The following is an 11,769-nucleotide window of genomic DNA, read 5'->3' as shown; positions in this document are numbered from 1 at the left end:
GTTGTTATTGATTCATTAATCCAGATAGTCGTAGCCTGGAATAGTTAAAAAGTTGCTCAACTCATCACTGGTCGTCAGCCTAGCCATCAGTTCAGCTGCTTCTTCAAAGCGGCCTGCTTGGTAGCACTCATCACCGACTTCCGTTTTGACGACCTCAATTTCCTCATTGAGGTATTGCTCGAACAAGGCCTTGGTCACAACTTGACCGTTGTCCAGTGCTTTACCATGCTGAATCCATTGCCAGATAGAAGCTCGGGAGATCTCTGCCGTCGCGGCGTCTTCCATCAGGCCATAAATCGGCACACAACCATTGCCTGAGATCCATGCTTCAATGTATTGGAGCCCCACTCGAATATTGTGGCGCATGCCCTGCTCTGTTCTTTCCCCAGGGCAAGGTTCCAGCAGATCCTTGGCGGTAATAGGCGTATCTTCAGCGCGCAAAATCTCAAGTTGGTTGATTCTCTCACCCAATACACTACCGAACACTTCCATCGCCGTATCCGCCAAACCAGGGTGAGCAACCCACGTCCCGTCATGGCCGTTATTTGCTTCCAGTGATTTATCATTCTGAATTTTGTCGAGAACCTTTTGATTCTCCCCCAGATCTTTTACTGGAATGAAAGCCGCCATTCCACCCATCGCAAACGCGCCTCGGCGGTGACAGGTTCGGATAAGCAAACGCGAATACGCATTTAAGAAAGGCTTATCCATAGTCACGGCCTGACGATCTGGTAGCACCCTATCCGGATGGTTTTTGAGAGTTTTGATGTAGCTAAAGATGTAATCCCAACGCCCGCAGTTAAGGCCAACAATGTGCTCTTTCAAAGAAAACAGAATCTCATCCATTTCAAATACTGCTGATAAGGTTTCAATCAATACCGTTGCTTTGATTGTTCCAGTGTGTAAACCAAAATAGTCTTCGGTAAAATGGAATACTTGACTCCACCACTGCGCTTCTTTATGCGATTGCAGTTTTGGTAGGTAGAAGTAAGGGCCACTGCCTTTTTTCATCAGAGCTTTGTAGTTGTTGTAGAAATAGAGAGCGAAGTCGAATAAAGCCCCAGGAATACTCTCACCGTTAAATGTCACGTGTTTTTCTTTTAGGTGTAAGCCACGCACTCGGCAGATAAGAACCGCGGGATCATCTTTCAACTTATATTGCTTACCACTAACTGGGTTGGTGTAATTGATGTTGCCATCCACCGCGTCACGCAGGTTGATTTGACCATCTAACACCTTATCCCATGCGGGGGACATCGAGTCTTCAAAATCCGCCATAAACACTTTCACGTTCGCATTCAGCGCATTAATCACCATTTTACGGTCAGTTGGACCTGTAATTTCTACGCGGCGGTCTTGCAAATCTAGAGGGATACCCAGAATTTTCCAGCTCCCCTCTCTGATATCTCGTGTCTCTTCGAGAAAGTCAGGTAATTGACCTTCATCAACTTTCGCTTGCTGACCTTCTCTATCACAGAGTAAACCATCAACCTTCTTCGCAAATTTAGCGCATAGATAAGATAAAAAGGTTTGGGCTTGTGCGGGGAAAATGGCTTGCTGATCGGGTAATAAAGGGCCTGTTATCTCAAGCAGTCCCTCTTGATAGATTGAATCAGGTTCAACCGCTGTCCTGTCTTTTTCGAATGTATTAGCAAGCATTATGTTTTCCTTTCACTGCCGGAACAAAAGTTACATTTGTAACTATAAAACAACAAAAAAATCAAACTATGAAAAGCAACGAGTATTATAAAAATGCAACAAAACCCGCTCATAAATCTAGGTAGATATCTCGTAACACTCTTTATAAATTTACACCAACAAGACTTGGGTAAAAAGTACCAAAGCAAACAAAATAGAAATTCAAAGTATTATTCCGTTGCCTTTAAACACCTGATTTAAGGCACTAATGTATTATTTATTACGTAATTTAATTACATTATTTTTTAGGTGAGCAGAGCACTTTAAACATAATGGTTCGGGATAAAGACAAGTAGAAAGTCCTTTGTGACTATGATTTGGCGCAGTCAGACATGGGTAGATCAAACACAAACGCGCTTGTCGCGTGTAAAATACACAGTGTGTAATTTCACTATTTTTTGAAAGCTTCATCAAAAAATCAGTGTGAAATTTTACAAGTCAAACTTAACAGGCAGAGTAATATTCCACCAAAAGTTTAATTTATAGTGCTTTTTACGGGCTAATTCCTCAAAGAGGCATCATTAAAGCAACTCAGTAACCAGTTTTGCCAACTGATTAATAGTATCGACTCGAGAAGAACTCGGGCGCCAGACCAAACCTATATGTCGATATGCCTGTTTTCCTGGCGCATCAATAACGATAAGGTTCTGATTTTCAATCAAGCCATGATCGATGGCCATCTGAGGAATAAATGTCGTCCCCAATCCATTTGCAACCATTTGAACCAGCGTGTGCAAACTCGTTGCAGAGAATGGGTTGATCTTGTTTTTTTCAGTCAGCTGGCAAGCTGACACCGCGTGTTCCGTTAGACAGTGCTCTTTTTCAAGCAGGAAGACAGACTCATCGGGTAAGTCGTCATACTTGATGGGAGTACGGATAGTATCAGCTTGGTGGCGGCTAATGATCATTCTAAAAGGATCATGACCCACAATTTGGCTTTCCATACCATCGATATTAATGGGCAGAGCAAGAATAAGGACGTCAAGCTCACCATGACGTAACGCCGCAAGCAAATTGGTGGTCGTATCTTCCCTCAAAAGAAGATTGAGTTGAGGAAAACGCTGGTTGACCTTTTGCACTAAATTTGACAATAGAAAAGGGGCAATAGTTGGAATACAGCCCAACCGAAGTTGACCTTCCATTTCGTCTCCCTGACATAAACGCCCGAGCTCAACTAAATCCTGCCCTTTGGCCAACAACTCACGTCCTTGCTTTACGACTAACTCACCTACCTGAGTAAAAACCAATGGGCTTTTCTTATCTTTTTTCTCATAGAGCGGACACCCGATCAATTCTTCGAGATTTTGTATTCCTTTACTTAAGGTGGATTGACTGACATAACATTTTTCCGCAGCTTCACTGAAATGACGTGTTTCATGCAGTGTAGTCAAGTAATGCAGTTGTTTGAGGCTAGGCCATTTGTTCATAATTCTGCCTGTTGCTGGGTTCTATTGATGACTTTGGCTATCGTTTAATCTCATCGCTTTTTTCGATTAACTCAATCTATTTATTTCGCTTTTTTCAATACTACAATCTGTACTATAGTTTGTCGCGTACAAACACGGACCAAACCAAAAACACTTAGCTAGGTTTGGAACTAACCATATATTTTAGGAGCAAAAAAATGGTACTAGTAGGTCGTCAAGCCCCAGATTTTACTGCTGCAGCTGTTCTAGGTAACGGTGAAATCGTTGATAACTTCAACTTTGCAGAATTCACTAAAGGTAAAAAAGCCGTCGTTTTCTTCTACCCACTAGACTTCACGTTCGTTTGCCCATCTGAGCTCATCGCTTTCGACAACCGTCTCGCTGATTTCCAAGCTAAAGGTGTTGAAGTCATCGGTGTTTCTATCGATTCTCAGTTCTCTCACAACGCATGGCGTAACACGGCTATCGAAGATGGCGGTATCGGTCAAGTGAAGTACCCACTCGTCGCTGATGTTAAGCACGAAATCTGTAAAGCATACGACGTTGAGCACCCAGAAGCTGGCGTTGCTTTCCGTGGTTCTTTCCTAATCGACGAAGAAGGCCTTGTACGTCACCAAGTTGTTAACGACCTACCACTAGGCCGTAACATCGACGAAATGCTGCGTATGGTTGACGCTTTAAACTTCCACCAGAAGAACGGTGAAGTATGTCCTGCACAGTGGGAAGAAGGTAAAGCAGGTATGGACGCATCTCCAAAAGGTGTTGCAGCGTTCCTATCTGAGCACGCAGAAGACCTAAGCAAGTAATTTTGCTTTCACACCCAAGCTCAACGGGTGTCTTGGTTGGACAATATAAAGCTCAACCAATGCATTTAAAGTAACGTCTTATTTAAAGAGCCCGAAACCCAGTTTCGGGTTCTTTTTATTTGGCTTTCACGCTCGACTACCCTTTAGAATGACATTGACTTCCCTATAGAGATAAAAAGACAATATATCGCTAAAGAGACAAAACGTATCGACCTAAAGACTTTCTCTGTCTCTGCTCTTTAAAGTCGAAAAGGCTCTCTTTATGATGAACTCAACTGATTTAGAGGAAGACTTCACTCTTCCTAACTGACGACGACTAAACGGAGATTCAACATGGCTTACTTTTCTCTAGCCTTCGGTACGGCAACCAAAAACCGTGATGGAAAAATCATTGAAGCATTTTTCCCAAACCCAGTTCTTAACCCGTCGGATGCACTGGTAGATGCAGTCGCAAAAGTAGCGGGTTACGAGCAAGGCAACCAAGCCATCAAAATCTCTGCCACCCAAAGCGCAGAACTTGCTGTCGCATTCGAAGCGAATGGGGACGCGGCCAACGCATCGTTCGCAGCGAAAGCAGCCGAGTCTTCACAGCCGCTGGTACTGGTTATTCTTGAGGCAGATGAAAAACCAGCTTCTGTTGCTGAAGGCTTCCTAAAACTTCAACTTATCTCTAACCGCCTAGTATTGCCTCACGGCACGGTTCTCGATGGCATCTTTGGTCTACTGCATAACATTGCGTGGACCAACGAAGGCCCAATCGACCTGCCAGAGTTGGCTGAGCGCCAAATTGAAGCGCGTCTAGCGGGCCGTCACCTTTCTGTCGATTGTGTCGACAAGTTCCCTAAAATGGTCGATTACGTGGTACCTGCTGGTGTTCGTATCGCTGATACTTCACGCGTCCGCCTTGGCGCTCATGTGGGTGAAGGCACAACCGTTATGCATGAAGGCTTCATCAACTTCAACGCAGGCACAACCGGTGTGAGCATGGTCGAAGGCCGTATCTCTGCTGGCGTTGTGGTTGGTAACGGCTCTGATATCGGCGGCGGTGCGTCAATCATGGGGACACTTTCAGGTGGTGGTTCTGTCGTTGTGTCTATCGGTGAAAGTTCACTGTTAGGCGCTAACGCTGGCCTTGGTTTCCCACTGGGTGATCGTTGTACGGTTGAGTCCGGTCTATACGTAACAGCTGGCGCTAAAGTTCGTATGCTGGACTCAGAAGGCACAGAAGTTGAAATGGTGAAAGCACGCGATCTAGCTGGCGTGTCTGACTTACTGTTCCGTCGCAACTCAGTAACTGGTCAGATTGAATGTCTAGCAAACAAAACCGCCGTAGAACTGAACTCCGAGCTACACAGCAATAACTAAGCGGGTAGCCGAACAAAAAAAGGGTTGATGTGTAAGCATCAGCCCTTTTTATTTTTCTGCTAAGTGAATCGATCAGCACGCGAATGCAGCCGTTACCTACTCAACCAGGGTGACCGTCAACTCTCGCTTTTAGCAACATAGGGCCGAACTTAATCACATACAGAGTAAACGCCAGTACCCACAGTAGCCCACTGATATCGATCATCAACATCATTTGGGCTGGCCACAGAACCACACCAACACTACGAACTAACGCAGCGGCCATCAGCATAGCGAACGCTAACACCATGTTTGGCCCCTGATAAATTGCTCGCCCAGTATGCCCCATGGTGACACGAGCGATCATCGCCAGTATCAAGCCACCGAGCGCTCCAATCGTAAACAGGTGCAACATATTGTGGCCTGCAAATGGGTTATCGAGTAACCCTCTCAGTAATAGGCTGACCGGAATACACCAGTAAGCTAAGTGCAGTGCCCACACTAACGGCTCTTTGACGGTGCGCCACGGCTGCCATCTCAGCACACGAACCAAATGTGCTAAACCGGAAATGGCCATCAGAGAAGGCCCGAGCTGAGCGAAAGTGACCGGGAAAAAGCTCAGAATAAATAAACTGACCAGCGGTAGGTTTGCCGTCCACTCTAACCAAGCCATCGGCTGTGGCTTATCAAAATTAAAGCGCCGCGCGGTTAAAGAAGGGGATCACTCGCCCGCCCATCACCGACAGTAAAATCGTAAACCACCATAACATTGCCTGCCAGACCGCCGAAGAAGGAAACGGCGGCATCCCCTTGATGGTCGCATAGCTGGCGAAGTTCGCCACCATCGCCAAAACAAACAAAGGCACAAAAAATAGATTTTTCCACCCTTTGGTTTTGATCACTCGACGGCCAACTTCATACGAAGCGAAAGCGATAAACAGAGCCTCGATCGTTGAAATCAACCACAAAGGTACAGGGGTCCAGAACAGCACGCGCGCAAACAACCACAAGCCAACCAGTACCGCCAATCGATGGTGCTTGGTGCCATTGATTCCTGTCCAGTTTTGGACGGCGGTCAAGGCAAACCCCACCACAATCGCCATCGAGAAACCAAACAACATCTCATGCACATGCCACCACAAAGTTGGCACTCTTAGTGCCGTAGGCTGGCCGGTGTGAAACATCCATACCCACAAGGCAACAGCAATGACAGCGTAAATTGCCCCAAGCAAAAAGAAAGGCCGAAATCCCAAACGTAAAATCGGCGCAATGGCTTCTTCTACTTTTTTGTCAGTAATATTGAGCACAATCGTCACTCCGAATATTGAATCTGATGATCTAAGAGCAATATTCATTCCAATGTAAAACCAAATGAAATTCAATATGTTAAGAAGAAGGCATGTCTTTATGACCCTGAAAAATCAGGTCATAAAGACACATAAAAGTAATAATAATTCAGATTTAGGAGGTTTGGATCATTGACCCAAGTCGTCAGAAGTTGACAATACACCATCTGGATATAGTGAGGTGTTAGATGAAAATTGTTGCTGTAACCGCCTGCCCCACCGGTATTGCTCATACTTACATGGCTGCCGATGTATTGAGTAAAGCTGCGCCCAAAAAAGGCTTGCAGGTCAAGGTCGAAACTCAAGGAGCAATGGGCATCGAAAATCAATTGTCCGCTCAAGATATCATGCGCGCAGATCTGGTTTTGATTGCTTCAGATATAGAAGTAGAACAACGTGCACGCTTCACTGGTTGTAAGATCCATGTTGTCACCATCGAAGAAGTCCTGACCAATGTTGACGCCGTGCTCGACAGGTGCCAATCACTGTGATTGAACGTCGCATTACGTTCGTTCTTCCTGAGGATGGATTTGCCAGTTGGAAAATCCATCGCCTCAAAGCCTTGAGCGGGATGTTTCGCTCGGTGGTCGTCTTACTTAACGTCACCAAGTGGGAAAGAGCCAATATCGAGCACCCTTTGCAGATCATGTCGTTGGGCAGTCAGGAATTCGACTTATGCCAAATACACATTGAAGGTTCGGATGCAGAACTGGCCTGCATGGTATTTACCGATTTCATCAGCGATCAGTTTAGTCTGGTCAATACTGCGCATAAAAGTAACGAATTAACCAACATTGCACGGCTCGGCAATCTGCCCACCTTTCATCTCGACTTTCCACTAAGCTACTTGTACTACCACAGTAATGTTGAGAGTAAGTCAAAGGCTTTGGATCTCGTTACAAAGTGCATTACCAGCTCAAACCCTGCTTTGATATGTGAGCAGTTTGCTCAGCGAGAGCAAACCTCTTCCACCGCGATTGGGCATGGCATCGCCCTTCCTCACATCATGAGTGAGGCGATCGACATCCCAAGTGTCAGCATTGTGTCACTGAGTGAAGAGTTAGACTGGGGCTCAGCGACTTTGGGAGGTGTCAGCATGATCATCGCTATCGCTTTACCAAATAACGCTTCACGTGATGTCTTACTGGCCTTCACACGCTTGACCCGCTCACTACTGGATCCAGATTTTTGCCAATTGCTGTATACCAGTCGCGAGCCACAAGCACTAAAAGCTCTTCTTACCCACAAACTTGCACAAGCCTAACTCGCCCGATATTGGCTCGGTGTCATTCCCACTTTGTTTTTAAACACCCGAAAGAAATAGTTGGCATCTGCGTAACCACAACGGTTCGCCACTTCCTGTAGGCGAAAGTCATAACGTTTCAGCATAAATTTAGCACGGTCGATTCGGACCCAAGTAATGTAATCAGCAAGCGTCATGTGCCCTTGTTGACGGAACAAACGCGACAAATGATTGGGGGAAATGTTAAACCGCGAAGCAATCGACGTTCGGGTAATCGCACGATGAAAATTCTCTTGAATATAAATACAAATGCCTTGGTAAAGATCTTCACTGTGGCTTTTCGAACTGCGATCAGGCTTTTGCAGTATTGACTGGCAATAGCTGAGCAGAGCCACCAGCAAATGTTCATCCATCGGAGTTTTTTGAGGTTCCTGAGCTAACGCGTTCAGTGCCTGCAAGATATGATCAACCGCGTGACCAGTTCGAGTTTTTACCGAGTATTTCTGGATATCATAAAACCCCCTCTCTCCTGCCCGCTTGCTCACTAAGCTAAACCCCAGTTGCCTTCGTCCAAACAACAGACTCAGTACCGAGCATTCATTTTCCCAGTTGGGTTTGTTCCAGCAATTTGGTGGTATATACAAGACATCACCGCTCAGTGCCGTAATCTCAACATGACTCTCCTGAGACGATTCCATCTGATTGAGGTATTCACCACTTAGCACAAGTTCGAGACGAGGAAAGTTTACCTGATAGCTAAAAGCAGGTGGGGTTAACTTATCTGACGCAAACCAGATACGATTAAAATGCTCTCGCTCATGAATAACGCTATCCAATAATTCATGAAATACATGGCTCATAACAACATCTCGAATAATTTTAGAGGTATTTTCGTGAGGAACATCAATAAAAACATGCCCACACAATAAGTTACTTTACTCTAGTTTATATAATTTTCTCTTTATCCACCAAAGGCAGTTGAGACAAAAAATGAACATAAGAGCATGATAAATAATGTTATTAATATAAAAAACATAAAGGATCACATTGGCATCAATAATTGAGTTTAGTCACACTCTAATTTTATGGTTACAAAAATCCAGTAAATGTATTTCTGGTGCACTAAAAAATTTTAACCAAGTCTCCCACAATGACTCTCAGATAAAAACAAGTTCCGCACCGAACGGAGCCAAATGGGGTAGACAAGATGATCACAGACTTAATCAATCCAGCGTTGATTTGCTTAGATCTCCAAGCAACAACCAAACAAGAAGTGTTCGAAGAGCTGATCGAATTGTTAAACGACAATCATCGCATCAGTGACAAAACACAGTTCCTCAGCGACATTCAAGCTCGAGAAGAGATTGGCAACACGGGTTTTGAAGACGGCGTTGCGCTGCCTCATGCCAAAAGTGCCGCTGTCTCCCAACCTGCTGTCGCGATTGGTATTAGTCGCCAAGGGATAGAATACGGCGCAGAAAACGGTCGGCCGAGTAAACTATTTTTTATGATTGCCTCTCCTGATGGTGGTGCAGACCATCATATCGAAGTGCTGGCTGAACTCTCTTCCAAACTGATCGAAGCAGGGTTTATCGAGCGTTTTATGCAGGCCAGTTCCGCCGAAGAGGCATTAGAGTTACTGCTTGCTAAGCCACAAAGCCCGCACGATAACCCAGAAGCCGATCAAGGCTTTTTAATCGGTGTTACCGGCTGTCCAGCAGGCGTGGCGCACACTTACCTAGCCGCCGAAGCCTTAGAAAAAGGCGCCGCTGAACTTGGCTATCAAATCAAGGTCGAAACCAATGGATCTATCGGGGTCAAAAACGCGCCAAGTTCAGAAGAGATAGCCCAAGCTGACGCGATCATTGTCGCCTGTGATAAACAGGTTGATATGAATCGCTTCGCGGGAAAAAAGGTCATCACGACCGGCGTCAAAGCCCCTATCAGCGATGCTAAAGGCTTGATAGAAAAAGCGCTACAAGCGCCACTCTATACAGCAGGCGATGAAAGCCAAACCACTAAGACAGCCTCTTCAAATGCACGTAGCGACTTATACCGCTACCTGATGAACGGCGTTTCACACATGATTCCATTTGTGGTCACAGGTGGCCTATTGATCGCGCTCGCGCTGGCCATTGGTGGCGAGCCAACGCCTGCAGGAATGGCGATTCCTGAAGGCAGCATGTGGCAAAAAGTACTGGATGTCGGTGTGGTGTCGTTTACCTTGATGATCCCTATCTTGGCAGGCTACATCGCCTATGCGATTGCTGATCGTCCTGGTCTCGCACCAGGATTAATCGGTGGCTGGATTGCGAACAATGGTTCTTTCTATGGTGCGGAAGCTGGCACAGGTTTTATCGGCGCCATCGTTGCTGGCCTGCTGGTGGGCTATTTTGTCAAATGGCTGACGAGCATCAACTACCATAAATTTATTCAGCCATTGGTGCCTATTATGATTGCACCAATCCTCGGCTCTTTGTTTATCTCTAGCCTGTTTATCTTCGTCATTGGTGCACCCATTGCAAGCTTGATGGATAGCCTAAATGCGATGTTAGTCAGCATGAGTACTGGCAGTGTGATTCTGTTGGGTATTGTCTTAGGTGGCATGGCTGGTTTTGATATGGGCGGGCCGTTTAACAAAGTCGCGTTCTTGTTCTCTGTCGGCATGATAGCCAGTGGTCAGACGCAATTTATGGGCGCTATGGCGTGTGCAATTCCTGTAGCACCTCTTGGTATGGGTCTCGCCACTTTCCTTGGTCGTAAATTCAATCTATTTGAAGAATCAGAACTCGAAGCGGGTAAAGCGGCTGGTGCTATGGGCTTGGTCGGTATCTCAGAAGGCGCAATACCATTTGCCGCGCAAGATCCCATGTCTGTGATTCCTGCTAACGTGCTTGGCTCTATGGTGGCGGCGGTAATGGCCTTCTCATTTGGTGTCACCAACAGCGTCGCGCACGGTGGTCCGGTTGTCGCCTTGCTTGGCGCAATGAACCTACCACTGATGGCACTGCTTTGTATGGCGGCAGGTACAGTCGTGACCGCCCTAACCTGTATTTCACTTAAGAAGATGCGTAAAGCGAAAGCGCAGCTAGCAACCGCTTAATCATTTAAGCACCTTAAGCGCGCTCCCCCTATTTTGCGCGCTATTCAGACCCCGTTTTTACGGGGTCTTTTCTTTTGTGGTAAAAACCTTTAGGTTGTTTGTTGAACACAGAGGGAAAATACATGGCAATTTACATCTTTGGCTACGGCAGTTTAATGAACTCCGCATCGAGACAACTGACAGGAAAAACTGTGCAAGCTTTGCCTGCCATAATTAATGGCTTCAAACGCTACTGGGGGAAAGTGGACGACAGTTATATCCTCTCGCCGCTGGTTGTGAATAAAGGCGAGGGCTTAGTCAATGGAGTTCTACTCGAAATCAGCGAAAATGAGCTAAGTGAGTTTGATGTTCGCGAGCGAGGCTACCATAGAGTGGAAGTGCCTCATTCACAGCTTGATTGCGATAACCCGTTTCGTGCCAATGATCAGATTTGGGTGTATATCAAAGACAACCCAGAGCCGCCATGTCACCTGAGCCCTATCATGCAAACCTATGTCGATACTGTATTAGTAGGGTGTCTGGAAATTTCCGAACCGTTTGCCAAACAATTTATTGAGCACACCATCGGCTGGCACTTCCCACGAGAAGACGATCGACATGCACCTAAGTATGGCAACCTTGCTGGTGTAGAAGCACATCACTATCCGGTGATTGATAAACTAATAAAGGGAGCGTAATGCGCTAATGCCGTTCACTTAAGATGAGCGGCATTGTTCTTTCTAGGGTATCTACTTGGCTTTTTCTTTACGACTCTAGGGAAGGATCTTTGCCGTCTTGGTTCTAGGATTAAGCTCTCGCTCAT

9 protein-coding genes and 1 pseudogene are annotated in these 11,769 nt (G+C 45.9%); 6 read left to right on the top strand and 4 right to left on the bottom strand.

The annotated features are described in order from the left end of the window. Positions 1–15 precede the first annotated feature (15 nt). Positions 16–1,659 carry a malate synthase A gene (aceB, locus tag HLM86_RS00050; protein ID WP_170882220.1) on the bottom strand — a complete coding sequence of 548 codons (1,644 nt, stop codon included), beginning with the start codon at positions 1,657–1,659 and terminating at the stop codon, positions 16–18. Between the two features lie 560 nt (positions 1,660–2,219). Beyond that, the gene (locus HLM86_RS00045; RefSeq protein ID WP_170882221.1) at positions 2,220–3,125 is read right to left on the bottom strand and encodes a hydrogen peroxide-inducible genes activator; all 906 of its coding nucleotides are present in this window, start codon (positions 3,123–3,125) and stop codon (positions 2,220–2,222) included. Between the two features lie 197 nt (positions 3,126–3,322). Between HLM86_RS00045 and HLM86_RS00040 the strand changes: the two genes are divergently transcribed. Together HLM86_RS00040 and dapD are read left to right on the top strand one after the other, a co-directional pair. Then, positions 3,323–3,931: a peroxiredoxin gene (locus HLM86_RS00040; protein WP_004747907.1), complete on the top strand. Its 609-nt coding sequence runs from the start codon at positions 3,323–3,325 to the stop codon at positions 3,929–3,931. A gap of 333 nt (positions 3,932–4,264) precedes the next feature. Beyond that, positions 4,265–5,296 carry a 2,3,4,5-tetrahydropyridine-2,6-dicarboxylate N-succinyltransferase gene (gene dapD / locus HLM86_RS00035; RefSeq protein WP_076585894.1) on the top strand — a complete coding sequence of 344 codons (1,032 nt, stop codon included), beginning with the start codon at positions 4,265–4,267 and terminating at the stop codon, positions 5,294–5,296. Positions 5,297–5,396: 100 nt separating this feature from the next. Here dapD and HLM86_RS00030 read toward each other — a convergent pair. Then, positions 5,397–6,582 (bottom strand): annotated as a pseudogene (locus HLM86_RS00030) (NnrS family protein). 227 nt (positions 6,583–6,809) lie between these two features. On the opposite strand from HLM86_RS00030, the gene HLM86_RS00025 reads away from it, so the two are divergent. Both HLM86_RS00025 and HLM86_RS00020 read left to right on the top strand, forming a co-directional pair. Then, positions 6,810–7,112: a PTS fructose transporter subunit IIB gene (locus HLM86_RS00025; RefSeq protein ID WP_170882222.1), complete on the top strand. Its 303-nt coding sequence runs from the start codon at positions 6,810–6,812 to the stop codon at positions 7,110–7,112. Further along, the gene (locus HLM86_RS00020; protein WP_170882223.1) at positions 7,109–7,885 is read left to right on the top strand and encodes a PTS sugar transporter subunit IIA; all 777 of its coding nucleotides are present in this window, start codon (positions 7,109–7,111) and stop codon (positions 7,883–7,885) included. Before HLM86_RS00025 ends, HLM86_RS00020 begins: the two co-directional genes overlap by 4 nt. Here HLM86_RS00020 and HLM86_RS00015 read toward each other — a convergent pair. Beyond that, on the bottom strand, positions 7,882–8,724 hold the full coding sequence (locus HLM86_RS00015; protein WP_170882224.1) for a helix-turn-helix transcriptional regulator: 843 nt from the start codon (positions 8,722–8,724) through the stop codon (positions 7,882–7,884). The two genes, HLM86_RS00020 and HLM86_RS00015, sit on opposite strands and share 4 nt — an antisense overlap. A gap of 347 nt (positions 8,725–9,071) precedes the next feature. On the opposite strand from HLM86_RS00015, the gene HLM86_RS00010 reads away from it, so the two are divergent. Both HLM86_RS00010 and HLM86_RS00005 read left to right on the top strand, forming a co-directional pair. Then, positions 9,072–10,967: a fructose-specific PTS transporter subunit EIIC gene (locus tag HLM86_RS00010; protein WP_170882225.1), complete on the top strand. Its 1,896-nt coding sequence runs from the start codon at positions 9,072–9,074 to the stop codon at positions 10,965–10,967. A 122-nt stretch (positions 10,968–11,089) separates the two neighbouring features. Beyond that, positions 11,090–11,644 (top strand): gamma-glutamylcyclotransferase family protein, encoded by a 555-nt coding sequence (locus HLM86_RS00005; RefSeq protein WP_076585902.1) that lies wholly within the window; start codon positions 11,090–11,092, stop codon positions 11,642–11,644. Positions 11,645–11,769 lie beyond the last annotated feature (125 nt).

The sequence above is a fragment of the Vibrio ostreicida genome (genome assembly GCF_013074385.2).
Taxonomy (GTDB): Bacteria; Pseudomonadota; Gammaproteobacteria; order Enterobacterales; family Vibrionaceae; genus Vibrio; species Vibrio ostreicida.
This window is presented reverse-complemented; position numbering and strand designations above follow the sequence as displayed.